General features: G+C 71.3%; 19 protein-coding genes. 5 read left to right on the top strand and 14 right to left on the bottom strand.

What is annotated here, in order from left to right:
- Nucleotides 1-23: 23 nt before the first annotated feature.
- The gene (locus OHA84_RS26770; RefSeq protein WP_266969435.1) at nucleotides 24-1,196 is read right to left on the bottom strand and encodes an NAD(P)/FAD-dependent oxidoreductase; all 1,173 of its coding nucleotides are present in this window, start codon (nucleotides 1,194-1,196) and stop codon (nucleotides 24-26) included.
- A gap of 28 nt (nucleotides 1,197-1,224) precedes the next feature.
- Nucleotides 1,225-8,679 (bottom strand): non-ribosomal peptide synthetase, encoded by a 7,455-nt coding sequence (locus tag OHA84_RS26765; RefSeq protein WP_266969437.1) that lies wholly within the window; start codon nucleotides 8,677-8,679, stop codon nucleotides 1,225-1,227.
- Between the two features lie 194 nt (nucleotides 8,680-8,873).
- Here OHA84_RS26765 and OHA84_RS26760 point away from each other — a divergent pair, with 194 nt between their 5' ends.
- A complete protein-coding gene (locus OHA84_RS26760; protein WP_266969439.1) occupies nucleotides 8,874-9,683 on the top strand; it encodes an alpha/beta fold hydrolase in 810 nt (269 codons plus the stop codon).
- Nucleotides 9,684-9,987: 304 nt separating this feature from the next.
- On the opposite strand, the gene OHA84_RS26755 is transcribed toward OHA84_RS26760, so the two are convergent.
- Nucleotides 9,988-11,193 carry an MFS transporter gene (locus OHA84_RS26755; RefSeq protein ID WP_266969441.1) on the bottom strand — a complete coding sequence of 402 codons (1,206 nt, stop codon included), beginning with the start codon at nucleotides 11,191-11,193 and terminating at the stop codon, nucleotides 9,988-9,990.
- Between the two features lie 111 nt (nucleotides 11,194-11,304).
- Here OHA84_RS26755 and OHA84_RS26750 point away from each other — a divergent pair, with 111 nt between their 5' ends.
- Nucleotides 11,305-12,204, top strand: a complete 900-nt coding sequence (locus tag OHA84_RS26750) for a LysR family transcriptional regulator (RefSeq protein WP_053676248.1) — start codon at nucleotides 11,305-11,307, stop codon at nucleotides 12,202-12,204.
- A gap of 168 nt (nucleotides 12,205-12,372) precedes the next feature.
- On the opposite strand, the gene OHA84_RS26745 is transcribed toward OHA84_RS26750, so the two are convergent.
- Both OHA84_RS26745 and OHA84_RS26740 read right to left on the bottom strand, forming a co-directional pair.
- Nucleotides 12,373-13,704: a class I SAM-dependent RNA methyltransferase gene (locus OHA84_RS26745; protein WP_266969443.1), complete on the bottom strand. Its 1,332-nt coding sequence runs from the start codon at nucleotides 13,702-13,704 to the stop codon at nucleotides 12,373-12,375.
- A 206-nt stretch (nucleotides 13,705-13,910) separates the two neighbouring features.
- A complete protein-coding gene (locus OHA84_RS26740) occupies nucleotides 13,911-15,962 on the bottom strand; it encodes an APC family permease (protein WP_053676258.1) in 2,052 nt (683 codons plus the stop codon).
- Between the two features lie 209 nt (nucleotides 15,963-16,171).
- Here OHA84_RS26740 and OHA84_RS26735 point away from each other — a divergent pair, with 209 nt between their 5' ends.
- Together OHA84_RS26735 and OHA84_RS26730 are read left to right on the top strand one after the other, a co-directional pair.
- On the top strand, nucleotides 16,172-16,840 hold the full coding sequence (locus OHA84_RS26735; RefSeq protein ID WP_053676315.1) for a TrkA family potassium uptake protein: 669 nt from the start codon (nucleotides 16,172-16,174) through the stop codon (nucleotides 16,838-16,840).
- Entirely contained in the window at nucleotides 16,837-17,499 is a 663-nt protein-coding gene (locus OHA84_RS26730) for a TrkA family potassium uptake protein (protein ID WP_053676259.1), read from the top strand. Before OHA84_RS26735 ends, OHA84_RS26730 begins: the two co-directional genes overlap by 4 nt.
- An 84-nt stretch (nucleotides 17,500-17,583) precedes the next feature.
- Here the strand turns inward: OHA84_RS26730 and OHA84_RS26725 are convergent, their stop codons facing one another.
- The 7 genes from OHA84_RS26725 to OHA84_RS26695 all read right to left on the bottom strand — a co-directional run bounded on the left by OHA84_RS26725 (nucleotide 17,584) and on the right by OHA84_RS26695 (nucleotide 24,210).
- Nucleotides 17,584-18,357, bottom strand: a complete 774-nt coding sequence (locus tag OHA84_RS26725; protein WP_053676260.1) for a DUF3159 domain-containing protein — start codon at nucleotides 18,355-18,357, stop codon at nucleotides 17,584-17,586.
- A gap of 3 nt (nucleotides 18,358-18,360) precedes the next feature.
- Nucleotides 18,361-18,780 (bottom strand): OB-fold nucleic acid binding domain-containing protein, encoded by a 420-nt coding sequence (locus OHA84_RS26720; RefSeq protein WP_078998499.1) that lies wholly within the window; start codon nucleotides 18,778-18,780, stop codon nucleotides 18,361-18,363.
- Nucleotides 18,781-18,804: 24 nt separating this feature from the next.
- Nucleotides 18,805-19,485, bottom strand: a complete 681-nt coding sequence (locus tag OHA84_RS26715) for a response regulator (RefSeq protein ID WP_053676262.1) — start codon at nucleotides 19,483-19,485, stop codon at nucleotides 18,805-18,807.
- A complete protein-coding gene (locus tag OHA84_RS26710) occupies nucleotides 19,482-22,136 on the bottom strand; it encodes a sensor histidine kinase KdpD (protein WP_266969447.1) in 2,655 nt (884 codons plus the stop codon). Before OHA84_RS26710 ends, OHA84_RS26715 begins: the two co-directional genes overlap by 4 nt.
- Before the next feature lie 154 nt (nucleotides 22,137-22,290).
- Entirely contained in the window at nucleotides 22,291-23,079 is a 789-nt protein-coding gene (locus OHA84_RS26705) for a DUF3710 domain-containing protein (RefSeq protein WP_053676263.1), read from the bottom strand.
- A gap of 1 nt (nucleotide 23,080) precedes the next feature.
- Complete coding sequence (gene dut, locus OHA84_RS26700; RefSeq protein ID WP_053676264.1) at nucleotides 23,081-23,626, bottom strand: dUTP diphosphatase; 546 nt, start codon at nucleotides 23,624-23,626, stop codon at nucleotides 23,081-23,083.
- Nucleotides 23,626-24,210 (bottom strand): PaaI family thioesterase, encoded by a 585-nt coding sequence (locus OHA84_RS26695; protein WP_053676265.1) that lies wholly within the window; start codon nucleotides 24,208-24,210, stop codon nucleotides 23,626-23,628. The genes dut and OHA84_RS26695 overlap by 1 nt, the downstream gene beginning before the upstream one ends.
- A gap of 58 nt (nucleotides 24,211-24,268) precedes the next feature.
- On the opposite strand from OHA84_RS26695, the gene OHA84_RS26690 reads away from it, so the two are divergent.
- Complete coding sequence (locus tag OHA84_RS26690; protein WP_053676266.1) at nucleotides 24,269-24,748, top strand: DUF3093 domain-containing protein; 480 nt, start codon at nucleotides 24,269-24,271, stop codon at nucleotides 24,746-24,748.
- A gap of 37 nt (nucleotides 24,749-24,785) precedes the next feature.
- On the opposite strand, the gene OHA84_RS26685 is transcribed toward OHA84_RS26690, so the two are convergent.
- Together OHA84_RS26685 and OHA84_RS26680 are read right to left on the bottom strand one after the other, a co-directional pair.
- The gene (locus OHA84_RS26685) at nucleotides 24,786-25,703 is read right to left on the bottom strand and encodes a hypothetical protein (protein ID WP_266969451.1); all 918 of its coding nucleotides are present in this window, start codon (nucleotides 25,701-25,703) and stop codon (nucleotides 24,786-24,788) included.
- Between the two features lie 12 nt (nucleotides 25,704-25,715).
- Nucleotides 25,716-26,012: a DUF4193 domain-containing protein gene (locus tag OHA84_RS26680; protein ID WP_053676268.1), complete on the bottom strand. Its 297-nt coding sequence runs from the start codon at nucleotides 26,010-26,012 to the stop codon at nucleotides 25,716-25,718.
- Nucleotides 26,013-26,332: the final 320 nt, after the last annotated feature.

The raw sequence follows: 26,332 nt of genomic DNA, 5'->3' as shown, positions 1-26,332 counted from the left end.
CTTCCTCCTGCGATCGGCGGTACTCATCCGGCCACCGCCGGGAAGGTCAGGGAGTCCTCCAGCGTGCGCGTCAGCCTGCGCTGCGGCATGAACCGGAAGTAGGCGTCCCGGACCGGCCGGCGGATCGGGTCCTCCGACTGCTCGAAGGAGCTGATGCCACGCGAGGCGGCGACCATGCCCCGGGTCCGTTCGCGGCGCTCGTCCTCGTACCGGCGCAGCGCTCGCGGCAGGTCACCCGCACCCGCCAGCGCCCTGCCCAGCACCACCGCGTCCTCGATCGCCATGCCCGATCCCTGGCCCAGGCTGGTGAGCATGGGGTGCGCCGCGTCGCCGAGCAGGGTCACCGGCCCCCGGCCCCAGCGCTCCAGGAACGCCCGGTCCCGGGAGGGCACCGCGATGATCGACTCCTCGGGGGTGGCGAGGATCGCCTGGCGCACCTCGTCGGCCCAGCCGTCGTAGGCGTGCAGGACCTCCGCCTTGCCGCCCTTCCAGTCCCGCGACAGCTCGGCCGGCATGTTCTTCGTGCCCCACCAGTACAGTCGCCCCGCGCCCATGTCCACGAGCCCGAACCGCTTCCCGCTGCCCCAGAAGTGGGTCACCGACCCCGGGGTGAACCGCGGGTGCTCGAAGGGGATCACCGCGAGCCAGCACACGTATCCGCTGTCCTGCGAGTCCTCGGGCCCCACCAGTTGCCGGCGCACCACCGAGTTGAAGCCGTCGGCCCCGATCAGCACGTCCCCGTGCGCGGAGGTGCCGTCGTCGAAGGTGATCTCGACCCCCTCGCCGGGCTCCCCCTCCGCGGTGAATCCGGTCGCCGCCGCGCCCAGGTGCAGCGGGATGCCCTGCGCCGCCTCCAGCAGGGCGTGTTGGAGTTCCGCCCGGGTGATCAGCACGCTGGGCACGCCCAGGCGTTCGATGATCTCCGGGAAGGGGAACTCCCGGATGAGCCGGCCGGTGGCCGTCTTCACGTGATAGGAGCGCAGCACCCGGCCGCGTTTGGCCAGGTCGATGCCCACGCCCAGGGAGTCCAGGGCGGCGATGGCGTTGCTCATCACCGACAGCCCCGAACCGGCGGCCCGCAGCTCGCCCGCCCGCTCGTACACCTCGACGTCCAAACCCGCCTCGCGCAGCGCCACGGCGGCGGTGAGTCCGCCGATGCCCGCTCCGACGACCAGGGCCTTCTTCTTCCGCGTCATGTTCCGCGCCATCGCCTTCCGCGTCATCTCAGTGTCCGATCAGATCGGTGACGACCCGGACCATGTGGGCCACGTACGGCTCCTCCATGATCGTCAGGTGGTCACCGGGTACGTCCACGACGTCGAGTTCACCGCCGGTGCGCTCGCGCCAGCCGTTGCTGGGGTCCGCGTGCATGCTCTCGATCGCCGTGTGCATGGAGTTCAGTACGCCCGGCAGCGGCTCGGCGGCGTGGATGAGGACCATGTCCTGGTCCACCACCTCGGGCCGATAGGCGAACGCCGCCTTCCAGTTGGCCTCGTACACGTGGAACAGGCGCCGTACGACGGCCCCCGTGCTCCCCGCCGGCAGCACGCCCTCGTCGATGGCGAGCTGCGCGATGAAGTCGAACTTCTCCTCCAGCGTCGTCAGCCGGTCCGGGATCAGCTCCAGGGGCGAGTCACCGCCGCGCCGCAGCCACAGCAGCTCCCAGAAGAACCAGCCGAGCAGCGCGTCGTCGTTCGTGGTCAGCCGGCGCCCCGGGTTCAGCGCGGTGGTGTCCAGCAGCACCAGCCGCTGGATCTCCTCGCCCGCCGCCCGCAACTGGCGCGCGATCTCGAAGGCGACGAACCCGCCGAACGACCAGCCACCGATCGCGTACGGGCCGCTCGGCTGGACCCGGCGCAGCGCCTCGATGTAACTGGCGGCGATCTCCTCGACGCTGCGCAGCGGCTCGGTGCCCGGGTCGCCGCCCGCCGCCTGGAGGGCGTAGAACGGCTGGTCGTCCGGCAGGTACTTGGCGAAACGGACGTAGCAGAGCACGTTCCCACCCATCGGGTGGACGAAGAACATCGGCCGCTTCGCGCCGGCCGGACGGATCGGCACCAGCGGGTCGAAGGCGGTCATCGCCTCGCCCGAACGCAGCCGCGAAGCCAACTCCGCGACCGTCGGCGCAGAGACGAACTCCGAGAGCGGCACGTTGATCCCGTAGCGCTGCTCGATCAGGACCACCAGACGCATCGCCGTCAGCGAGGTCGCACCGAGGTCGAAGATGTTGTCGTGGACGCCCGGCGCGGGCAGTTGCAGCAGGTCCCCGATGATCTCGGACAGGGTCTGCTCGTACGCGTCGCGCGGCGCCGCCGAGGTGTCCGCCGTCGCGGAGACGCTCAGCGGGGCGCCGCGCAGGGCCGCGTCGTCGCGCTTGCCGCTCGGGGTCAGCGGCAGGTCCGCGACCCACTCGAAGTGCGAGGGCATCATGTAGTCGGGCAGGACCGTCCGCAGTTGCTTGCGCAGCAGCTTCAGGTCCGCGCCCGCCGGTTCACCGGTCAGGAACGCGGCGAGGAACGAGTCGTTGCCCTCGCGGCGACGGGCCACCACGGCCGCCTCCGCGATACCGGGGTGACCGGACGCGAAGCGGGTGATGGCGAGTTCCACCTCGGCCGGCTCCACCCGGTACCCGCGCACCTTGACCTGCGCGTCCGCCCGCCCCAGGCACACCACGTCGCCGCCGGGCAGGACGAAGCCCAGGTCGCCGGTCCGGTAGAGGCGCTCACCCGCCGCCGCGGCGGCCGGCGAGGGGTGCGGCACGAACCGCTCCTCGGTCAGGTCCGGGCGCCCCACGTACCCCTCGGCCAGGCAGGCCCCGGCCAGGTACAGCTCGCCGCGCACCCCGGTGGGGACCGGCCGCAGCCGGGAGTCCAGGACGTGCACCGCCGAACCGGCGATGGCCCGGCCGATGGGGGGCATGGCGGGGAAGGCCGCCGGGTCGCCCTGCATCGTGTGCACGGTGATCACGTGGGACTCGGTGGGCCCGTACTGGTTCTCCAGGATCACCCCCGGCAGGGCCGCGCACAGCCGGCGTATCTCGTCGGTGACGCGCAGCTGCTCGCCCGAGGAGAGCAGCGCCTTCAGCGCCCGGGGCGCCAGGCCGAGCGCGTCGGCGGTCTCGGCCAGTTGCTGGAGCGCCACGTAGGGCAGGCAGATCCGTTCGACACCGGCCCGGTCCAGGAGGCGCAGCAGCCCCGGCATGTCGCGCCGTTCCTCCTCCGACAGCACGAGCAGGGTGCCGCCGCCCGCGAGGGTGGAGAAGATCTCCTGGAAGGAGACGTCGAAGCTGAGTGGCGCGTACTGGGCGGTGACCCCGCCGACCACCCCGCTCGGGACGGAGTTCTGCCAGGCCACCAGGTGGGCCAGCGAACGGTGCGGCATGGCCACGCCCTTGGGCGCGCCCGTGGAGCCGGAGGTGAACAGGATGTAGGCGAGCGAGTCCGGGGTGATCTCGTCCGTGACCTCCGCCGGGATCCGGGGCAGGTAGGGGCGCCCGGCCTCCTCGGCCGCGCTGCCGGCGCCGTCCGTGCCACCCGAGCCGCCGGTCCCGGCCGTCCCGTCCGTCCCCGGTTCGCCGAACACGTCCTCGGCGAGCAGCACCGATGCCGGCGAGCCGAGCACCGACCGGTGGGCGGCGTTCGCGATGATCCGGAACGGGCGGGCCTGCTCGACCATGGCGGTCAGCCGGTCCACGGGGTAGCTGACGTCCAGCGGAACGGTCGCCGCCCCCGCCTTCATCACGCCGAGGATGACGGCGATCGTCTCGGGCGAGCGGTCCATCGCGATGCCGATCCGGTCGCCGGGCCGCGACCCGAGCGCGATCAGCTCGCGGGCCACCCGGTCGGCGGACGCGACGAGTTCGGCGTAGGTCCAGCGGCGCTCGCCGAAGACCACGGCGGTGGCGTCCGGGGTCCGGGCGCTCTGCGCCGCGACGGCGCGCACCACGTCCGGCGGCCCGCCGTCGACCGCCGGGGCGGCCGTGGAGCTGATCGCCGGGGCGGCCGTGGAGGCGAGCGCCGGCGTGGCTTCGAGGTCGGCGCCCGCCGGTACGAGGAAGCCGAAGTCCGGTGCCTCGTCCGGGTGATGGACCAGCCGGTCCAGGATCGCGGTGAACCGCTCGGCGTACAGGTCCGCCTGGGTCGGGGTGAAGGTCTGCCCGTGATGGTCCAGCCGCAGCCGCACGGACCCGTCCACCGGGTCGGTCATGGCGTTGACCAGCAACTGGAAGTTGGTCTCCTCCCAGGTGCGGAAGGACAGCGACTCGACGCCGGGCAGCTCGAAGACCGCGGCCAACTGCCGAAAGTGGATGTAGTTGAAGGCCGTCTCCAGGACGGTGGCGCCCCGGTCCTCCTGGATCGCGCTGAGCGGGTAGCGCCGGTGGGCGTGGCTCTGCTGCTCCTGGCGGAAGGCGGCCCGGACCACGTCGGCCCAGCTGTCGGCGGCGGTGCCGAGCCGCACCGGCATGGTGTTGAGGAACAGGCCGGCGATCCGGTCGGCGTCCTCGACCTCGGGGCGTCCGTGGGTGACGAGACCGGTGGTGATGTCCGCCGAGCCGGCAAACAGGCTCAGGGTCAGGCAGTGCGCGGCGAACAGCACAGACTTCACCGGCAAGGACCGCTCGCGGGCGAACTCGCCCAGTCGAAGCGTGAGTTCGTCCGGCAGATCGACGATCCGGGTGATCTGGCCGTCCGGCCCCGGTGCCTCGTGGCCGCGGAACGCCTCCAGCCGCAGCAGCGGGGCGTCCTTCAGCCGCTCGCGCCAGAACGTGCGCGCGGCGTCCGACTCCAACGCCTCCCGCTCGGCGCGCACGTGGAGCGCCGCCGAGGGCAGGGCGGTCTCGGCCACCGCGCCAATGGGCAGCCCCAGCCCGTGCAGGTAGTCCCGCAGCAGCTCGGCGACCAGAGTGGCCACGCTGCCGCCGTCGAGGATCGCGTGGTGGAAGCTGAGGACCAGCTCCAGCGTCTCGTCACGGACGTGGGCCCGCAGGTGGTAGAGCGGAGCGCTCTCGAAGTCGTAGCGGTGGTAGCGGCGTTCGTCCACGTGGGCCTCGATCGCGGCGAGCGCCTCGGTCTCGGGACGTCCACGCAGGTCCGCGACGTCGAAGCCGCCCGTCACCCGGTGGTCGACGATCTGGAGCGGCTCGGAGAACGAACCCAGGTCGAAGGAGGAACGCAGCACCGGGTGCCGGGCGACGAGCGCCTCGAACGCGCGCCTCAGCCCCTGCTCGTCCCACGGGGCCGTGAGGCTGTACTGGAACACGTCGTGGTAGACGGCCGAGTGCTGTTCGGCCCGGCTGTGGTAGAGCAGGCCGAGCTGGAGCCGGGTGAGCGGGTAGGCGTCGGCTCGGCCTTCCAGCCGGGCCCGGTCCACGCCGGACACCAGGGCGAAGGGTTCGAGCGCGGGCGTGGCCCCGGCGCTCGCCCCGCCGGTCACCGACCGGGCGGCGAGCTGCGCGACGGTCGGCTGCTGCACCAGGTCGGTCAACGAGAACAGGATCCCGGCCTTCTCGGCGCGGGCCCGGATGCGCAGCATCGTGATGGAGTCTCCGCCGAGCGCGAAGTAGTCGTCGTGGATCCCCACCCGCTCCGCCTCCAGGACCTCGGCCCAGACGGCGGCGATCGTCTCCTCGGTGGCATTGCGCGGGGCCGTGTACTCCTGCCGCCCGGAGGTGGCCGAAGGGGCCGGCAGGGCCCGACGGTCGGCCTTGCCGTTCGGGGTGAGCGGGACCGCGTCGATCCGGATGAAGTGCGAGGGCACCATGAACTCCGGCAGGGCCGAGGCCAGTTCGGAGCGCAGGGCGGCCGGGCTGAGGTCCGAGTCCGCGACGTAGTAGGCGACCAGCAGGGTCCCGCGGCTCCCGGACCGGTGGTCGACGACGACCGCGTCCCGCACCCCGGTGAGCGAGGCCAGCCGGTTCTGCACCTCGCCGAGCTCGACCCGGTTGCCGCGGATCTTGACCTGGCCGTCGATTCGGCCCAGGTACTCCAGCGTGCCGTCGGCCAGCCAACGGGCCAGGTCACCGGTGCGGTACAGACGGCCGCCGGCCGGGGCGAAGGGGTCGTCGGTGAACTTCTCGGCGGTCAGGTCCGGGCGCCCCAGATAGCCGCGGGCGACCTGGACACCGCCGATGCACAGCTCCCCCGGGACCCCGACGGGCTGCCGCGCGCCGTGCGCGTCCAGGACGTACAGGGAGGTGTTGTCCACGGGCCGGCCGATCGGCACGCGCCGGACCCGGCCATCGGTCGCGACACGGCAGTCGTGGTACGAGACGTCCACGGTGGCCTCGGTGGGCCCGTACAGGTTGACCAGGCGCGGTGCTCCGTCGCCGAGGCCGCCGAACACGCGGTGGAACTGCTCGACGCGGGCGGCGGGCAGCGCCTCGCCGCTGCAGAACACCTGGCGCAGGGAGGCCGCTTCGGCGCGCAGCTCCGGCCGGTCCTCCAGCAGATCGAGGAACGGGCCGAGCATGGAAGGGACGAAGTGCAGGGTGGTGACGCCCTGTTCGGCGATGGAACGCAGGATCCCGCGGGGATCGCGCTGGCCGCCGACGGGCAGCAGGGCGAGGGTCGCGCCCTCGATCGCCCACCAGAACAGTTCCCACACGGAGACGTCGAAGGAGATGGGTGTCTTCTGGAGCAGGACGTCGCCCTCGCCGACCGGGTACGTGCGCTGCATCCAGGCGAGCCGGTTGACCACCGAGTGGTGCTCGACCATGACGCCCTTGGGGCGGCCGGTCGAACCGGATGTGTAGATCACGTACGCGAGGTCGCGGGCGGTGGCCGCGTCGGGGAGGGGCTCCCCCGGACCGTCCGACAGATCCGGACCGTCGGCCAGATGCGGACCGTCGGCCAGATCCGGACCGTCGGCCAGGTCGGCCGGACGCAGCACGGGCACGGGGTCGCCGGCGCCGTCCGTACCTGTGCCCGTGCCCGTGTGCGGGTCGGTGTACGCGTCCGTGTATGCGCCGGTGTCGGTGTCGCGGTCGGCGAGGACGACCTTGGCCCGGCTGTCCGCGAGCAGGTAGGCGATGCGTTCGGCCGGGTAGCCGGGGTCCACCGGTACGTAGGCCCCGCCGGCCTTCAGCACGCCGAGCAGGGCGACGATCAGGTCCGGCGAACGGTCCATGAGCACGGCCACCCGGTCCCCGACCTCCACGCCGTGCGCGCGCAGCGCTCGAGCCACCTGATCGGCGCGGGTGTCGAGCCGGCCGTAGGTCAACGCGGGAGCCCCGGCGGCGCCGGTGACGGCGATCCGCTCCGGGGTGCGGGCGGCCTGCTCGGCGATCAGGGAATGCACGGTCCGGTCACTCGCGTACGGGACCCGGGGCCCCTGTTCGAGCTCGGCGAGTTCCTCGGCCTCGACCTTGTCGAGCAGCGGCAGCAGTACCGCCGGCCGCTCCGGCTCGGTGAGCGCGGCGTCGAGCAGTCGCAGCAGGTGGCCGGCGACGGCGGCGATGGGGTGGTCCTCGTCGAAGACGTCGAGGGCGTAGTCGAGGTCGACGCGCAGCGCGGCGTCGTCGTCGAAGGCGTGGACCATCACCGACAGGGCGTCCTGGTGGTGGACGGGGGCCAGCACGGTCGAGACGGGGGCGACGCCGTCCGCCGGAGCGGCGGGGCGCGGGTGGCGCAGGTAGGACAGGGTGATGTCGAAGAGCTGCCGGGACCCGCCACCGGCGACCGGCAGGTCGCGCAACACGTCGCCGAGCGCGAGCCGTTCGTGGGCGCGGATCTCCCGCGTGCCGCGGCGAACGGTGTCGGCCAGCGCGTGCAGGGTGTCCGCGGAGCCGACGGGCACGCGCAGCGGGAGGCTGTTGGCGACCTGGCCGACGGTCGCGCGCTGCTCGTCCGAGTGGCGGTTCAGGAAGGGGACTCCGAGCACCAGTTCCTCGGTACGGTGCACGCGCGTGAAGTAGGCGGCGAAGGCGGCCGCGAGGTAGGCGAAGGGCGATCCGCCCCGCTCGCGGACCCGGCGGACGAGCTCGGCGTCCACGGTGAAGCCGTACCGGGCCCGGGCCCGTTCACCGCCCGCCTTCACGGCGGCCCGGCGGGTGAACAGCGCGGGGCGCACCCCGGTCAGGGCCTGCCGGAACCAGGCCCGGTCCTCGTCGAACGCGGCGGAGGCGCGGTACGCGTCGTCGGCCGCCAGGAGCGAGAGCACCGAGGGCGCGGCGGGGCCCGCCCCGTCGCCGCGGCCGTGACGGTCCCAGAGCTGAAGGGTGACCTGGTTCAGGGCCCAGGCGTCGGCGATCAGATGGTGGGCGGTCAGGTGCACGTGCACGACCGAAGGGCCCTCCCGCAGCACCACGGCCGTGAACAGACGCGAACGACGCAACGTGAACGGGCGGCCGAGGGCGCTTTCGCGCCACGCGGCACAGGCCGCCGCGGGATCGGGTTCGTCGGAGAGGTCGACGTACTCGGCCCAGGGCCCCGACTCCTCCCGCTCCGCCTCCCCGGCCACCCACTGGCAGGGAATACCGTCCTGCTCGTCGAAGCGCAGGGAGAACGCGTCGTTGTTCCGGAGAACCCCTTCCAAGGATTCCATCAGGTGTTCCACGTCGACAACGCCGACCAGCCGCTCATGAATGACCACGTTGAACTGGGGGTCACCCGGCGCGGTGGACTCGGCAGCCCAAATGTCTCGCTGATAGGCGGACAACGGGAGCTGGCGTGTTACGAGCATCGGCCTTCCTTCGCTAATTCGGGCCATCGAATGTCTGCCGCCCGATGCTCAGGAGCCTACGTTTCCGCCAATCCGGTGCACCACTACTCATGTGAGTAAAGGTCCACCACTCGATCTGGTAGTGATGTGCGGGAATACTGTGATCCGCGCAATATTCCACGGATATCAGGTCGGGCCCTCGCTAGGATCTCGCCATGACCTCTCGACTCACCTCCGGGAAATCCGTCCTCGTTCACGGAAGAGGACCAGGACTGCTGCTCGCACACGGTGCGGGCAGCGACATCGAGGACAGTTACGGCCCGATCCTCGAAACGCTCGCCGGCCGTCGCACCGTGATAGGACCGGATTATCCGGGATCCGGTGACACCCCCCTTCCGGATGGCCCACTGTCCCTTGATCGACTGGCCGATCACATTGTGGAAAGCGCCGTGCAATGCGGCGTACATTCTTTTGCAATATCCGGCTTCTCGATGGGTTCAGCCGTGGCCGTGCGGGCTGCCGTCCGACATCCGGAACGGGTTACCGCACTCGTTCTGTCCGCCGGCTTCGCCCACCCGAATGCCCGCCTGAGATTGGTCGTGGACACCTGGCGGAAGTTGGGTGCGCCCGATCAGGACGACCGGGTCCTGGCCGGTTATCTCTCCCTGGTCGTCGGCGGCACCGACTGGCTCGACGAGCGTTCCGCCGAGGAGATCGAAGAGCAGCTCGCGCTTTTCGCGGCGGGAATGCCCCCGGGCACCGACGCGCAGCTCGCCCTGTTCGACGACATCGACGTACGGGACGACCTGGCCCGCCTCGCGGTGCCGGTCCTCGTCGTGTCACCGACCGGGGACCTCCTGATCACTCCCGTTCACTCCCGCGAACTGGCCGAGTCGATCCCGGGCGCCCGCCTGGTCACCCTCGACTGCGGTCACGCCATCGCCGCGGAGCGGCCCGACGAGTGGGCCGAACTGATCGACGCGTTCCTCGCGGAGACCGAGGGCGCGGCGGCGACCGACCGCTGACCGAGAGCCGGGCGGGACGGCCGGGCGCGTCCGCGCCACGGCGGGTCGGATGGCGGGACCGCGCGGTGGGGCCGAGCCCCGGTCGCGCGGTCCCGCCGGTCGTGCCCCGGCGCCCGGCCCCGCCGTCCGCCCCGCACCGACGCCCGGCCACGGGCGGCGGGGAGCGGAGGGACGGCGGGAACCCAGGGGTTGGGCGCCGGAACGTTCTCGGGTGCCGGGTCGGACTGCGACCGGCCGACTCGGAGCCGGGCGAGTCAGGCCCCTCGACTCGGACCTGGAATCGGCGCCGGCCGGAGCCCGCAACTCACAGCCGGCCGCTGTCGGGGGCCCGGCCCAGGACCGTGGCCAGCAGGGCGCCGGCCGCGAGGGCGCCGCCCAGCCACATCACCGCGCTGACCCCGGCGCCGTCCGCCGCGAGCCCGCCGACCAACGCGCCCAGGGCGATGGCCCCGTTGAACACGCCGACGAACAGTGAGGACGCCGCCTCCCGCGCGTCGGGCGCGGCGGCCAGCAGCCAGGTCTGGGTACTGACGGACACACCGCCGTAGGACAGACCCCACACCGCGAGCAGCACACCGGCCGTCAGCACGGAACCACCGAGCACCGGCACCAGGGCGACCGTCGCCGCCAGGACCACGCTGATCACGAGCAGGGTGGCGCGCGGAGAGCGCCCGGCGCCGGCGCCCGCGGCGAAGTTGCCGATGACGCCCGCGACTCCGTACACGAGGAGCAGCGTGCCGATCAGACCCGCGCTCGCGCCGGAGACCTCCTCCAGCACGGGCCGTACGTACGTGTAGGCGGCGAAGTGTCCGGTCACCAACAGGGCCACCACGATCAGCCCGGTCCGTACCGGCGGCCGGCCGAACAGCCGCATCACCCCGCTCAGACGGACCTCCTGCTCCGCGGGGAGCCGCGGCAGCAACGCCGCGAGCGCCACCAGGACCACCAGGGCCAGGGCCGCGATCACCACGAACGCGGTCCGCCAGTCGGCGAGTTCACCGATGTACGTGCCCGCGGGGACGCCGAGCACGGACGCCACCGCGATACCGCTGAAGACCAGCGAGGTCGCGGGACCGATCGACTTCGGCGGCACCAGCCGTACCGCCAGGCCCGCCGCGATCGACCAGACGCCGCCCATCCCGATGCCGACGAGCACGCGCGCCACCACCATCACCGCGAAGTTCGGGGCCCAGGCCGCGATCAGGTTGCCCGCCGTCAACACCAACATCAACGCGCACAGCACGGTCCGCCGGTCGAACCGACCCAACAACGGGGTCAACAGCGGCGCGGACAACGCGCCGACGAGCCCGGTGATGGTCAGCGTCAGCCCGGCGGTGCCCTCGGTCACCCGCAGCGCGTCCCCGATGGGCGTCAGCAGGCCCACGGGCAGCATCTCGGACGTCACCACGGTGAAGGTCGCACTGGCGACCGCCACGACGCCCAACCAACCGCGGGTCGCCGAGCGCTCCGACACCCCGGCGGTGTCTGCAATTTCCTCAGTCTGTGCCATGCCCTCAGCAAACCCGTCGCGACCTGCGGGAACAACGGCCGATCCCTCATCCTTCGATGAGCGGGACTACTCGATCGGCCGCCGAGCGGCGGCAGTGTAGAAAGGAACACCATGAGCGGTGTGGAGATACGCGAGCTGGAGGTGTTCCTCGCCCTCGCACAGGAGTTGCACTTCGGACGGGCGGGCGAGCGCCTGTACGTCTCACAGAGCCGGGTCAGCCAACTGCTGCGCTCGTTGGAGAGCCGCATCGGCGCCCCGCTCGTCGAACGCACCAGCCGCCGGGTCAGCCTGACCCCCCTCGGCGAGAGCTTCCTGGCCGCGCTCCGACCCGCCTACGACGCCCTGCGCGCCACCGTGGACGACGCCCGGGCCGCCGCCCGCGGCATGGGCGGCACCCTGCGCATCGGCTTCCAGGGCACCGTCGACGACTACCTCAGCCAAGCCATCGCCCGCTTCGGCGACCGCTACCCCGACTGCGCGATCGACATCGTCGAGATCCCGCTCTCCGACCCGTTCGGACCGCTGCGCCGCCAAGAGGTCGACTGCGCGGTGGTCCTCCTCCCCGTCGCCGAGGACGACCTCGTCCTCGGCCCCGTCTTCTCCCGCCAGCCGCAGACCCTCGCGGTCTCCGTCCGCCACCCCTTCGCCGCCCGCGACACCCTGTCCGCCGAGGAACTCGCCGACTGTCGACTCATCGGCATCGACGGCAACGCCCCCGCGTACTGGCGCCAGGCCCAGGCCCCCGACCACACCCCCGGCGGCCTCCCCGTCCCCGCCGGCCCCAGCGTCAACACCCTCCAGGAGGGCCTCAGCCTGACCGCCGCCGACCGCGGCGCGATGCTCCTGTGCCGCTCCACCGCCGACTACCACGGCCGCCGCGACTCCCTGACCTTCGTCCCCGTCCAAGGCCTCCCCGACTCCGAACTCGGCCTGGTCCGGCCCCGCGCCCGCCCGTCCCCCCAATCGGAAGCCTTCGCCGAAGCCCTGACCCGAACGACGACCACGCCCTGACCGCCGACCGGGACGGCCCGCCGAAAACACGAGGCCACGGTCGCCGGCCGAAACCAAGGCAACCGTGGCTCGGTCACACGGCCCGGCATATGGACTTCACGTCGGGTCCTGCAACACCGCACCCTCCTCGAAGGCGCCGACCATCCGGTCGCCCCCACGAGCAGAGATTCACGCGTCCTCGCGCACCGGCTCCAGGATCGCCACGCACTCCACGTGGTGGGTCATCGGGAAGAGGTCGAAGACGCGCAGCGTGCGCACCTTGTAGCCGTTCTCCTTGAAGTAGCCCAGGTCGCGGGCCAGGGCCGCCGGGTCGCAGGCCACGTATGCGATGCGGCGCGGGGTGAGGCCGGCCACCTGGCGGGCCGTCTGCTTGCCGGCGCCGGCGCGGGGCGGGTCGAGGACGACCAGGTCGCACTCGGTGATGCCGGTCTTCGGGAGGATCTGCTCGACCTTGCCCTGCTCGATCCGGACCCGCGGGAAGTCGGTCAGGTTGTGGCGGGCGTCCTCGACGGCGCGCTTCGTCGACTCGATGCCGAGTACCGCGCCGGTGTCGCCGAGGCGTTCGGCGAGGGCGCCCGCGAAGATGCCGACGCCGCAGTAGAGGTCGAGGGCCATCTCGCCCTTGCGCGGCATCAGGCCCTGCATGACGGCCTTGATCAGGGTGTCGGCGGCCTGCGGGTGGACCTGCCAGAAGCCGCCCATGCCGACGCGGTAGGTGCGGCCGTCGGCGCGCTCGCGGACGAAGGGGCGGCCGTGGACGCGGTGGACTCCGCCGTCCTTCTCCTCGACGCGCAGGACCGAGACGGGCTTGTCGAGTTCGACGAGCGGCAGTCGGCCGCCGGGGCGGGGGGTGAGGACCACCTGGCGGTCGTTCGAACCGGAGGCGGCGATGGCCTCCACCGACGCCATCTGGGGCCAGTCCTGCTGTTCGATGCCGAGTTCGCTGACGCCGGGGGCGGCGATCATGCAGTGGTCGATCGGCTCGATGTCGTGCGAGCGGTGCTTCCGCAGGCCCACCCGGCCGTCGTCGTCGATCGCGAACTGGACCCGGGTGCGCCACTGCGGTACCTGGCCGGCCGGCAGCTTGTCGCCTTCGGCGGGCATGACCGTGCCGTCCCAGCCGGCTTCCTCCGGGGTGAGGCCGGCGAGGCGCTTCAGCTGTTCGGCGACGACCTCGCCCTTGAGCCGGCGCTGGGCGCCCGGCTTGGCGTGCTGCCAGTCGCAGCCGCCGCACTTGCCGGGGCCGGCGTACGGGCAGGGGGCCTCGACGCGGTCCTTGGAGGGGTCCAGGACGGTAATGGCGTCGGCGCGCAGGAAGCGGGAGTCGACGTCGCCTTCGGTGACCTTGGCGACGACCTTCTCGCCGGGCAGGGTGTGGCGGACGAACAGGACCCGACCCTCGGCGGTGCGGGCGATGCAGTGGCCTCCGTGCGCGACGGGGCCGACCTCGACCTCGTACTCCTCCCCGACCAGTGACTGCTTCTCGATCTGCTCGGTCATGGTGGGGAGACTCCAAAAGCTGAAAAGGGAACGGCCGGACGACCGACCCACCAGTTTACGTGGATCTCGTCCGGCCGTTCACCAACCCGAACCCGGGGCGACCCGGCCGCCCGGGCCCCGGTCGGCCGAGTGCCCGGGGCCCTGCTTGGCCGAGCCTCCGGGGCCCGCCTGGCCCAGTCCCCCGGGCGCCCCCAGCCCCAGGCTCCCTACTTCGCCGAGTCCTTCGGCCGCGACCGCGGGGTGTCCACCGGCCCGCGGCGGACCGCGCCGGGGGCGTTCCAGTCCTGGCGCTTCTTAGCCCGCCGCTTGGCGAGTTCCGAGGACTCCAGCTGGTACGGCACGGAGGTGACCATCACGCCGGGTGTGAAGAGCAGTCGGCCCTTGAGGCGCAGCGCGCTCTGGTTGTGCAGGAGGTGTTCGTACCAGCGGCCGACGACGTACTCGGGGATGTAGACGCTGACGGCGTCGCGCGGGTTCTCGCTGCGCAGTCCCTTGACGTACTCGACGACCGGCCGGGTGATCTCGCGGTAGGGCGAGTCGAGGATCTTGAGCGGGACGTTGATCCCGCGCTGCTCCCAGTCGGCCTTCAGCGCCTTGGTCTCGGCCGGGTCGACGCTGATGCTGAGTGCTTCCAGGGTGTCCGAGCGGGTCAGCTTCGCGAAGGCCAGGGCCCGCAGCGTGGGCTTGTGGACCTTGGAGACGAGGACGATGGAGTGGACCCGGGAGGGGCGCACGCTGTCGTCGCTGGGACCTTCGGCGGCGGCGATCTCGGTGGAGACGCGGTCGTAGTGCTTGCGGATGGCGGTCATCGTTCCGTAGAAGATGACCATGCCCAGCAGGGCGACCCAGGCGCCGTGCGTGAACTTGGTGGCGAGGACGACGACGAGCACCATGCCGGTGAAGAACGCGCCGAACGTGTTGATCGCCCGCGAGCGGTGCATGCGGCGGCGGGCGGCCTGGTCGCGCTCGGAGCGCAGGTGCCGGTTCCAGTGCCGGACCATGCCGATCTGACTGAGTGTGAAGGAGACGAAGACGCCGACGATGTAGAGCTGGATCAGCTTCGTCGAGTCGGCGTCGTACAGCCACACGAGCAGCATGGCGGCGCCCGCGAGGAGCACGATGCCGTTGGAGAAGGCGAGGCGGTCGCCGCGGGTGTGCAGCTGGCGCGGCAGGTAGCGGTCCTGGGCGAGGATCGAGCCGAGCAGCGGGAACCCGTTGTAGGCGGTGTTGGCGGCCAGGAAGAGGACGAGCGCGGTGGCGATGGCCAGGATGATGAAGAGGAAGCTGCCACTGCCGAAGACGGCCTCGCCGACCTGGGAGATCACGGGGTGCTGGACGTAGTCGGCGCCGACGGGGACGCCGTTGTCCAGGAGGTCGACGGGGGGGTTCTCCGCCATTTTCACGTCGGTGGCCATGGCCAGGCCGATGATCCCGCAGAACATGGTGACCGCGAGTCCGCCCATGAGGGCGAGGGTGGTGGCGGCGTTCTTGCTCTTGGGCTTGCGGAAGGCGGGGACGCCGTTGCTGATGGCCTCGACGCCGGTGAGGGCGGCACAGCCCGAGGAGAAGGCGCGCAGGAGCAGGAAGACGAGGGCGAATCCGGCGAGCCCCTGCTGTTCGGGTTTGATCTCCAGGTCCGCGGTGGGGGCCTTCATGTCGTCGCCGAGTACGAGGCCCTTGAAGGCGCCGTAAGCGATGAGGACGAAGACGGCTCCGACGAACACGTAGGTCGGGATCGCGAAGAGTTTCCCGGATTCCTTGACTCCGCGCAGATTCATCAGCGTCAGAAGGATGATCATGATCATCGCCGAGAGCACCTTGTGCTCGATGACGAAATCGACGGCGGATCCCAGGTTCTCCACACCGGAGGAGATGGAGACGGCGACCGTGAGGACGTAGTCGACGAGCAGGGCGCTCGCCACGGTGAGGCCGGCTCTGGGTCCGAGGTTGGTGTTGGCGACCTCGTAGTCGCCGCCGCCGCTCGGGTAGGCGTGGACGTTCTGTCGGTAGGAGGCGACGACGGTGAACATGAGCACCACGACCGCGACCGCGATCCAGGGGCTGAAGTGGTACGCCGACACACCCGCGATCGAGAGGACCAGCAGGACCTCGCCCGGGGCGTAGGCCACGGACGAGAGCGGGTCGGACGCGAAGACGGGAAGGGCGATCCGCTTGGGGAGGAGTGTTTCTCCGAGGCGGTCGCTGCGTAGCGCCCGGCCGATCAGGATCCGTTTGGGCACGTCGGTCAGTTTGGACACGCAGAGGATCGTAAGCGTTCGAAATCCGCCTGACGAACCCCCGGCCCCTTTACAAGGCAATGAGCGGCGAATGAGGGGCTCCCCGCACCCCAAATGGTCACACTGGTGACCGCCCGTGTGTAGCTTGGGCCATGGTCTGAGACCCTGTTTAGCCAGAGCATGCAATGAGGCTGGAAATCAGCGAGCCGCTGTCAGCCGGAAGGACGGCCGTGCACATCGTCATCATGGGTTGCGGAAGAGTGGGCTCCGCCCTCGCGCAGACCCTGGAGCAGCAGGGGCACACGGTCGCGGTCGTCGACCAGGACCCCACCGCATTCCGTCGACTGGGGGCATCGTTCGGCGGCCGCCGCGTCACGGGGGTCGGCTTCGACCAGGACACCCTGCGGGAGGCCGGCATCGAGGAGGCGGGTGCCTTCGCCGCCGTCAGCAGTGGTGACAATTCCAACATCATCGCGGCTCGGGTGGCCCGTGAGATGTTCGGCGTCGAGAACGTCGCCGCCCGCATCTACGACCCCAAGCGCGCCGAGGTCTACCAGCGCCTCGGCATCCCCACTGTCGCGACCGTGCGGTGGACCGCCGACCAGATGCTCCGCCGGCTGCTGCCCTCGGGCGCGGAACCGCTGTGGCGCGACCCGAGCGGCGGTGTCCAGCTCGCCGAGGTGCACACCTCCGAGGCGTGGATCGGCCACAAGGTCAGCAAGCTGCAGGAGGAGACCGGCGTACGTGTCGCGTTCCTCACCCGTCTGGGTGAAGCCACGCTGCCGACGTCGGCGACCGTCCTCCAGGAGGGCGACCTCGTCCACGTGATGATGCGTACGGACGAGATCGACAAAGTCGAGGCGGCCTTCGCCGAGGGGCCTGAGGAGGCACACGCATGAGGGTCGCGATTGCCGGAGCCGGCGCGGTCGGCCGCTCCATCGCGGGTGAGCTGCTGGAGAACGGCCACGAGGTGTTGCTGGTCGACAAGGCGCCCACCGCCATCTCCGTGGAGCGGGTGCCGCAGGCGGAGTGGCTGCTGGCCGACGCCTGCGAGATCACCTCGCTGGACGAGGCCGCGTTGCAGCGCTGCAACGTGGTCATCGCCGCCACGGGTGACGACAAGGTCAACCTGGTCGTCTCCCTCCTGGCCAAGACCGAGTACGGGGTTCCCCGGGTCGTGGCGCGGGTGAACAACCCGAAGAACGAGTGGCTCTTCAACGAGTCCTGGGGCGTCGACGTCGCGGTCTCCACCCCGCGTCTGATGTCGGCCCTGGTCGAGGAGGCCGTCAGCGTCGGCGACCTCGTGCGGCTGCTGCGCTTCAGCCACGGCGACGCCAACCTCGTCGAGCTGACCCTGCCCCCCGACTCCTCGGTCGCGGGCACCCAGATCAGCGAGATCAACTGGCCCGAGGACACCTCGCTGGTCACGATCATCCGCGGCAACCGGGTCCTGACCCCGCACGGCGAGGAGACCCTGGAGCCCGGCGACGAGCTCCTCTTCGTGGCCGCCCAGGCCCGCGAGGAGCAGCTGGAGGACCTCCTCCAGGCCCGTCACTAGGTCTCGGCGTACGACGTGTGAGGGGCGGGGCAGCCGATCGGCTGCCCCGCCCCTCACACGTTTCCCGTCAGCGCGTCCCGGCGGCTACGGCGCGCGGTGGCGTCCTTCGGTGGAGGCGTTGGCCGCCTTCGCCGCCTTGGCGGCCGCCTTGGCCTCCTTCTCGGCGACCTCCTCGGCCTCCCACTCCGCGATCACGTCGATCGGCGGCGGCGCCTTCGCGAGGAACACCCACGTGAAGTACACGGCCAGCACCATCGGCGGGAGCTTGAGCGCGATGAGCACCCACCCCAGCTGCGTGGCGTCCCCCCACCAGTACAGCGGGAAGAGGATCGCGTACTTGGCGAGGAAGATGAGCCCCCACGCCAGGCTGGCCTTGGTGTAGGCCTTCTTGCGGCCCGGGTTGCGGGTCCGCCAGGACAGGTTCTCCTTGAAGACCGGGCCGAGGATCACGCCGAGCAGCGGGAAGCCGACCAGTGCCGAGAGCGTGAACGCGAAGCCCAGGCCGACGCCGTAGATCATGCCGGGCAGGTAGAAGCCCTTCGCGCTGCCCGTGAAGAGGGCGAAGGCCACGCCCACGCCCACGCCGAAGACCCCGCTGAAGGCGTGCTTCACGGTGTCCTTGCGCAGCAGCCGCACGATCACGAGCAGGACCGCGAGGGCGCCCGCCGCGATGGCGGAGCTCTTCACGTCCTTGTTGATCGTGTAGATCATCACGAAGAGCAGGCCGGGGAGCATCGTCTCCACGGTGCCGCGGATGCCGCCGAAGGCGTCGAAGAGCGCCGCCTGCGTCACCGCCTTCTGGTCCGCCGCGGGCCCCGGCGGATCCGCCGGCGTGGTCGGTTTGTCGAGTGACGTCACCGGTTACTGCTCCTGTCCGAGCGGTCGGAGTTCGTACTTCGGGTTGAAGAGGACCCGACGCCCATGGCTCATCGAGATCCGGCCGGAGGCGATCATGCGCCGTCCCGGCTCGATTCCCACGATCGAGCGACGTCCGAGCCACACCACGTCCAGCGGGGCCGAGCCGTCGAACAGCTCCGCCTCCAGGGCGGGAACCCCGGCGCGAGGCCGCAGGGTCACGGTACGCAGCGTTCCGGTCACCTTGACTATCTGGCGGTCGTCGCAGTCGCAGATCCGCGTGCATCCCGCGGCTTCTGCGTCCTCCTGCAGCTCCGCCGAATGCAGCTCCTCCTGCGAGGTGGAAAGCCGCTCTATCATCCGGCGGAACCGGCCCGCCGGCCTGGCCGGTTTCGCGGGCTTCTCGGGACGCGGTTCAGCACTCATACAGGAAGCGTACCGGCGCTCCCGCTACCTCTCGAAGCGGTATCCCATGCCCGGTTCGGTGATGAAGTGGCGGGGATGCGAGGGGTCCGCCTCCAGCTTGCGCCGCAGTTGCGCCATGTAGACCCGCAGGTAGTTGGTCTCCGTGCCGTACGAGGGCCCCCAGACCTCCTGGAGCAGCTGCTTCTGGCTGACGAGCTTGCCGCCGTTGCGGACCAGCACTTCCAGCAGGTGCCATTCCGTGGGGGTGAGGCGTACGTCGCGCCCCGCGCGCACCGCCTTCTTGGCGGCCAGGTCCACGGTGAAGCCCGCGGTCTCCACGACCACCTCGTCCTCGCCCGCGGCCGGCTCGGCCCGCCGCACGGCCGCGCGCAGCCGGGCCAGCAGCTCGTCCATGCCGAAGGGCTTGGTGACGTAGTCGTCGGCGCCGGCGTCCAGTGCCTCCACCTTCTCGTCGGAGCTGTGCCGGGCGGACAGGACCAGGATCGGCACACGGGTCCATCCGCGCAGTCCCCTGATCACCTCGACGCCGTCCATGTCGGGCAGACCGAGGTCCAGGACGACCACGTCGGGGTGGCGGGCGGCGGCGAGTTCCAGGGCGCTCGCCCCGTCGGCGGCGGCGTCGACCTCGTACTTGCGCGCCTTCAGGTTGATCACGAGGGCTCGGACGATCTGCGGTTCGTCGTCCACCACGAGCACCCGGGTCATTGAGGGCCTGCCTTCTGTCGTACGGAGGGGTCGACCGGTCGATCGAACGAGTGAGAGGGAGAGAGCGATTCAGAGGGAGGGTACGAGGCGGCGGCGGGAGGACCGGTCCCGACCTCGCCGTCCACCGTGGCACGTGAGGGGTCGCGCTCCCCCGTCACCGCGCGCAGGGTGAGCACCATGGTCAGCCCGCCGCCGGGGGTGTCCTCGACGTCGAGGGTGCCGTCCATGGCCTCCGCGAACCCGCGGGCGACGGCCAGGCCGAGGCCCACCCCGGCGCCCCGGGGGGAGTCGCCGTGTCGTTGGAAGGGGGCGAAGATCCGGTCCTTGGCCTCGTCGGGCACCCCGGGTCCGCGGTCCACGACCCGTACCTCGACGCGGTCGCCGAGGAAGCTGGCCGCGACCAGCACCCGTTCCCCCGCCGGGCTGTACTTGACGGCGTTCTCGACCACGTTGGCGACGGACCGCTCCAGCAGCCCCGGGTCCACGGCCACCATCGGCAGGGTCTCGGGGATGTCCAGCACCACGCTGTCCTCCGGTACGCCGCCCAGCGCCATCGGGACCACCTCGTCGAGGTCGATCTCGCGGATCAGGGGGGTGACCGTGCCGGTCTGGAGGCGGGACATGTCGAGCAGGTTGCCGACGAGGTGGTCGAGCCGGTCGGCGCCGTCCTCGATGCCTTCGAGGAGTTCGGCCCGGTCCTCCTCGGACCATTCGACGTCGTCGGAGCGCAGCGAGCTGACCGACGCCTTGATGGAGGCCAGGGGGGTGCGCAGGTCGTGGCTGACGGCGGCCAGCAGCGCGGTCCGGATGCGGTTGCCCTCGGCCATCCGGCGGGCCTCCTCGGCCTGTCCGACCAGCCGCTGCCGGTCCAGGACCACGGCGGCCTGGGCGGCGAAGGCGCCGAGCACGCGGCGGTCCTCGGCGGGCAGCACGCGCCCCGACAGGGCCAGCGCCATGTGGTCTCCGATCGGCATGTCCACGTCCGCGTCCTCGGGCCGGGACGCGGGACGCGGGCCCACGCTGCCGGCCGGGAACCAGGGCTCGACGTCGCTCTCCCGCTCCAGCAGGGCCACCGACTCCATGGCGAAGGTCTCGCGCACCCTCTCCAGCAGCGCGTCCAGGGTGGTCTCGCCGCGCAGGACGCTGCCCGCGAGGAAGGAGAGGATCTCGGACTCGGCGCGCAGGCGGGCGGCCTGTTGGGTCCGCCGGGCGGCGACGTCCACGACGGACGCGACGGCGACGGCCACCCCGAAGAAGACCGAGATGGCGACGATGTTCTTGGGGTCGGAGACCGTGAACCGGTGCACCGGTGGGGCGAAGAAGTAGTTCAGCAGCAGCGAGCCGAAGGCCGCCGACGCCAGGGCGGGCACGAGTCCGCCGAGCAGCGCGGCGGCCACGGTGAGCGCCAGGAACAGCAGCATCTCGTTGGCGAGTCCGGGGTCGCCGTCGATGTTGGCCAGGACGAGGGCGAGGAGGGCGGGGAAGAGCACGCCGACCACCCAGCCGGCCACGATCCGGGGTCGTCCGAGGCGGGCGGCGGTGCGCACCACGGGCAGCCCGCGCCCCTTGGCGACCTCCTCGTGGGTGACGATGTGGACATCGAGGTCGGGCCCTGATTCCCGGGCCACGGTGACGCCCACGCCCGGCCCGAAGACGTACTGCCAGGTCTTGCGGCGGCTGGAGCCCAGGACGATCTGGGTGGCGTTGACCCCGCGCGCGAACGCGAGCAGGGCGTCGGGGACGTTGTCGCCGATGACGTGGTGGAACGTTCCTCCGAGGTCTTCCACCAGGGTCCGCTGGACCGCGAGCTCCTTCGGGGACGCCGCGGTCAGGCCGTCGCTGCGGGCGATGTAGACGGCCAGGATCTCGCTGCCCGAGCCCTTGGCCGCCATCCGGGAGGCGCGCCGGATCAGGGTGCGGCCCTCCGGCCCGCCGGTGAGACCGACGACGATCCGTTCGCGGGCCTGCCAGGTGGAGCGGATGTCGTGCTCGCCCCGGTACTGCTGGAGGTACTCGTCGGCCCGGTCGGCCACCCACAGCAGCGCGAGCTCGCGCAGGGCGGTGAGGTTGCCGGGGCGGAAGTAGTTGGACAGGGCCGCGTCGACCTTGTCGGGCTTGTATATGTTGCCGTGCGCCATCCGACGGCGCAGGGCCTGCGGGGACATGTCGACCAGCTCGATCTGATCGGCCCGCCGGACCACCTCGTCCGGTACGGTCTCCCGCTGCCGCACGCCGGTGATCGACTCGACCACGTCCCCTAGTGATTCCAGGTGCTGGATGTTCACGGTGGACACGACGTCGATGCCCGCGCGGAGCAGTTCCTCCACGTCCTGCCAGCGCTTGGCGTTGCGCGAGCCCGGCACATTGGTGTGCGCGAGCTCGTCCACCAGCGCCACGGCGGGTCCGCGGGCCAGCAGCGCGTCCACGTCCATCTCCGTGAACCCGGCGCCCCGGTGGGTCAACTCCCTGCGCGGCACCTGTTCCAGTCCGTGCAGCATGACCTCGGTGCGCGGCCGTCCGTGGTGCTCGACGAAGCCGACGACGCAGTCGCCGCCGCGCTCCACCCGACGGTGGCCCTCGGAGAGCATGGCGTACGTCTTGCCCACACCGGGTGCCGCGCCGAGGTATATCCGTAGCTTGCCGCGTGCCATGCGCCCATTCTCAGGGACGTCCCCGCAGTTCACGCGCCGATGTACGGCGATGGGCGCATCCCTGACGGATCCCTGACGCGTCCGCCGGGAACGGCGGTGGGCCGCACCCCCGCGAGGGTGCGGCCCACCGACCGGAACCAACCGTCGAGCGAGGTCAGCGGACCTCGGTGATCTCGGGACCGCGTTCCAGCTGGCCCATGCCGCCGCCGAAGCGGGAGCCCTCCGGCTCCTCGGTCGTCTGCACGCCGTCCGGCACCATCTGGGCGTCGTTCGGCAGCTTCAGGACGATGGGGTCACGGGGGGCCATGGGGCCGTCGCCGCGGAGGACGACGGTGTCCCGGAAGATCTGCTCCAGCACGCCGGCCGAATCCGGGCGCACCGCGCCCTGGCCGGAGATGACACCGCGCAGGAACCAGCGGGGACCGTCGACGCCGACGAACCGCACCAGCTGGGCGCCGGTCTGGCCGTCGGGCAGCGGTACGGGGACCTGCGCGCGCAGCTCCCAGCCCAGCGGGCCCTGGACCTCGTCGATGATGCCGCCCTGTTGGGTGATGCCCGTGGCGATCTCGTCGCGGACCTCGCCCCAGATGCCTTCCTTCTTGGGCGCCGCGAAGGCCTGGAGCTGCACGGCGCTGTCGCCGAGGACCACGGTCGCGGCCACGATCGCGTCACCGGCGACCTCGACGCGCAGCTCCATGCCCTCGACACCGGGTACGAGGATGCCTCCGAGGTCGACGCGGCCGTCCTCCGGATTGCCGATCACCTCGGAAACGTCCCAGGGGCCGTCCGGCCTGGGGGCCGGCGGCAGGTTCATCCGACGCGGCTTGGCGTCGTCGTCGAGCGCCTCGGCGTCGTCCCGCTCATCGGCGCGTGCGCCGTCGACGACCTGCTCGGCCGCGCCGCCGTCCCTGACGGAGTCGTTCTTCTTGCGACGTCCGAACACGTCACTGTCCTTCCCGGTCGGTTACGACCGAAGCGTAGCCATTCCCACCCTGCTGACCAGCCTCGGATCCGGCCACGGCCGCATGACCGCCGGTGGAGCCGAAACCCCCCTCGGCCCGGGCCGAGCCGGGAAGTTCCGCCACCTCGTGGAAGCGCACCTTCTCGACCCGCTGGACAACCAGCTGGGCAATGCGGTCGAAACGCTCGAACCTGACGCTCTCGCGCGGGTCGAGATTGACCACGATCACCTTGATTTCCCCACGGTACCCGGCATCCACCGTCCCCGGGGCATTCACCAGTGCCAGGCCGCAACGGGCGGCCAGGCCCGAGCGCGGGTGCACGAAGGCGGCGTACCCGTCGGGCAGGGCGATGGAGACGCCCGTGGGCAGCACGATCCGCTCGCCGGGCGCGAGCTCGGCGGCCTCCGTGGTCACCAGGTCGCAGCCCGCGTCACCGGGGTGACCGTAGGCCGGCATGGGCACCTCGGGGTCGACGCGGCGGATCAGCACGTCGACGCCCCGGCGGGCGTCGTGGTCGTTCTGAGACATCAGGGGTTCACCTCGAAGGCGCGTGCGCGCCTGACCTGGTCCGGGTCGGCCATCGCCGCCCGGATCTCCTCGGGCCGTCCGTTGTCGATGAAGTGGTCGACCTTCACCTCTATGAAGAGGGCGTCGGCGCGTACGGCGACCGGCCCCTCGGGACCGCCTATTCGGCCGACCGCGGAGCAGTAGATCTTCCGCCCGGCCACGGCGGTCACCTCCGCCTCCAGGTGCAGCACGGTGTCCACGGGAACGGGCCGTACGTAGTCGGTCTCCAACCGGCCGGTCACCGCGATGACGCGCAGCAGCCAGTTCAGGGAGCCGAGCGTCTCGTCGAGCGCGGTGGCGAGGACGCCTCCGTGGGCGAGACCGGGGGCGCCCTGGTGGGCCTGCTTGACGGTGAACTCGGCGGTGACGCGCACGCCCTCGCCCGCCCGTGCCTCCAGGTGGAGCCCGTGGGGTTGCCCCTCGCCGCAGCCGAAACAGTGCTCGTAGTGCGCGCCGAGGAGTTCGCCGGGCCCCGGGGCGTCGGGGTGCCGGACCGGCGCCGTGGCATCGGCCGGCGGCGTCAAGGCTGTGTTTCGTCCACTCACAGCCGCTGACCTTACCCGCGCGGCGGTTCGACGGTCGCCTCGTGGCAGGCTTGGAGCCATGCATCCCTCCCCCGCGCACCACGACGAACGCCTGACCGCTCCCCGCGCCTGGTGGGGCATCGCCGTGCTCCTCGGCGTCGCGTGCGCGCTGATGCTGTTGCCGCTGGGCACGCTGCCGATGCTGCTCGGTCTGGTCGGGGGCACTGTGCTGGCGGGGATGGTGGTGAGTTCGTACGGCTCCGCGCGCGTGCGCGTGGTGAACGGTGCGCTGGCGGTGGGTGACGCGAGGATCCCGGTGACGGCCCTGGGCGAGCCCGAGATCCTGGAGGCCGAGGAGGCGCGCGCCTGGCGCACGTACAAGGCGGACACCCGCGCCTTCATGCTGATGCGCAGCTACGTGCCGACGGCCGTGCGCGTCGAGATCACCGATCCGGCCGACCCGACTCCCTACGCGTACGTCTCCACCCGTGAGCCGCAGGCCCTGGTCGCGGCCCTTCGCGCGGCGAAGAACAGCCCGGCCGCGCCGGCGGCCGGCTGAGTCCGGGAGGTCGGGGGCGGCGCCCCGGGGGCGGTCGTCAGCCTCGCCCTTGCGCGTCGGGGCCCTCGATGACCCTCCTGGTGGCCTCGGGAAGGGGCTGGGTGGGCCGCTCAAGGGGCGGCAACTGCGGGAGGGCGTCCCAGGCCACGGCGCGGGTCTGCAGGTCCGCACGTACCTTCTCGGCGAGTTTGCGGGTGTCGCGGCGGTTCATGACGGCGCCGACTGCGGCGCCCACCATGAACGGCATGAGGTTGGGCAGGTTGCGGAACATCCGCTTCATGATCTGTTGGCGCAGTTCGCGCTTCATCTGACCGCCGAGCGCCAGGTTCAGCGTCGTCGGCTTGGTCAGGTCGACTCCGCGTTCCTCCGTCCAGGACGTCAGGTACGCGAAGCTGCGTTCCCCGAGGTTGCCGGGCGCCCGGAGCCCGTACACCTCGTGGAGTTCGGCGAGGAGCTTCAGCTCGATCAGCGCGACCCCGGTGATCTCCGCGGCCATCTCGGCCGGCATCGCGGGCGGCACCGGAAGCATCGCCGCCGCGCCGATGCCCGCGCCGACGGCGGACGTGGCGTTGGCGGCGCCGGTGATCAGTTTGTCGGCGAGCCGATCGGGGTCGAGGTCCGGGAACTGCGCGCGCAGGGTCGCGAGGTCCCGAACCGGAACGCGCGGTGCGTTCTCGATGATTCGGTCGGTGATGTACAGGGCGGCGGCCTTCGCACCTTCGCCGCCCTTGCGCACACCGTTCTTGACGGCTTGCACCCGACGAGCCCCGAACCACTGCCGGGACTCCTCGTCGGCCGCTGTGGCCGACGGCACCGCCGCGGCGGTGTCGGAGGGCACGGCGGGTACGCCGGGGGCTCCAGGGCCCGTTGCCGGGTCCGTGGTTCCCACCTGCGTCTCCGCCGGATCACCAGACTTTCGGAGGCGTCGCTTCCGAAATGGCGTCGAGCCTGTCACGGCCGACGCCTCTCAGTCGCAGTCGCGACAGATCGGCTGACCGTTCTTCTCGCGTGCCAGCTGGCTGCGGTGGTGCACCAGGAAGCAGCTCATGCAGGTGAACTCGTCGGCCTGCTTGGGCAGGACCCGTACGGCAAGCTCCTCATTGGAGAGGTCCGCACCGGGAAGCTCCATGCCTTCGGCCGCGTCGAAGTCGTCCACATCGACGTTCGACGACGACTTCTCGTTGCGCCGGGCCTTCAGCTCTTCGATGCTGTCGTTGTCAACGTCGTCGTCGGTCTTGCGTGGGGTGTCGTAGTCCGTTGCCATTGTTCGCTCTCCCCCTCTGGGATTTAGCGGTGTCTCAGCGCACGTAACGCGCGAGAGGCCGGACTTGTGCCCGACCTGAGGCGGAGATTTTGCCTCACATCAAGGTCTGTTACTCAATCGACACCCAGCCGCACGCCCGAAGGCGCATTTGGCTGGGATGACGACCGGGACCGTACACGGTCCGGGGGCCGTCTTGCACAAACGCCACCCCGTGTATTTCCCGCCATCATGGGGGCCGGAAACCCGGACTTCCCGGGCGTTCCGGCCTTCCCCGGGTCACTGAACGCACATGACCCGACACTCGACAATGTGATCGATCA

The sequence above is a fragment of the Streptomyces sp. NBC_00513 genome (genome assembly GCF_041431415.1).
Lineage (GTDB): Bacteria > Actinomycetota > Actinomycetes > Streptomycetales > Streptomycetaceae > Streptomyces.
Note: the sequence above shows the minus strand (reverse complement) of the source record. Positions and strands in the feature narration are given on the sequence as shown.

Coding starts and splice junctions, on each gene's coding strand:
- OHA84_RS26770 (WP_266969435.1), bottom strand. CDS start 1,196: ATGACGCGGAAGAAGAAGGCCCTGGTCGTCGGAGCGGGCATCGGCGGA.
- OHA84_RS26765 (WP_266969437.1), bottom strand. CDS start 8,679: ATGCTCGTAACACGCCAGCTCCCGTTGTCCGCCTATCAGCGAGACATT.
- OHA84_RS26760 (WP_266969439.1), top strand. CDS start 8,874: ATGACCTCTCGACTCACCTCCGGGAAATCCGTCCTCGTTCACGGAAGA.
- OHA84_RS26755 (WP_266969441.1), bottom strand. CDS start 11,193: ATGGCACAGACTGAGGAAATTGCAGACACCGCCGGGGTGTCGGAGCGC.
- OHA84_RS26750 (WP_053676248.1), top strand. CDS start 11,305: ATGAGCGGTGTGGAGATACGCGAGCTGGAGGTGTTCCTCGCCCTCGCA.
- OHA84_RS26745 (WP_266969443.1), bottom strand. CDS start 13,704: ATGACCGAGCAGATCGAGAAGCAGTCACTGGTCGGGGAGGAGTACGAG.
- OHA84_RS26730 (WP_053676259.1), top strand. CDS start 16,837: ATGAGGGTCGCGATTGCCGGAGCCGGCGCGGTCGGCCGCTCCATCGCG.
- OHA84_RS26720 (WP_078998499.1), bottom strand. CDS start 18,780: ATGAGTGCTGAACCGCGTCCCGAGAAGCCCGCGAAACCGGCCAGGCCG.
- OHA84_RS26715 (WP_053676262.1), bottom strand. CDS start 19,485: ATGACCCGGGTGCTCGTGGTGGACGACGAACCGCAGATCGTCCGAGCC.
- OHA84_RS26710 (WP_266969447.1), bottom strand. CDS start 22,136: ATGGCACGCGGCAAGCTACGGATATACCTCGGCGCGGCACCCGGTGTG.
- dut (WP_053676264.1), bottom strand. CDS start 23,626: ATGTCTCAGAACGACCACGACGCCCGCCGGGGCGTCGACGTGCTGATC.
- OHA84_RS26690 (WP_053676266.1), top strand. CDS start 24,269: ATGCATCCCTCCCCCGCGCACCACGACGAACGCCTGACCGCTCCCCGC.
- OHA84_RS26680 (WP_053676268.1), bottom strand. CDS start 26,012: ATGGCAACGGACTACGACACCCCACGCAAGACCGACGACGACGTTGAC.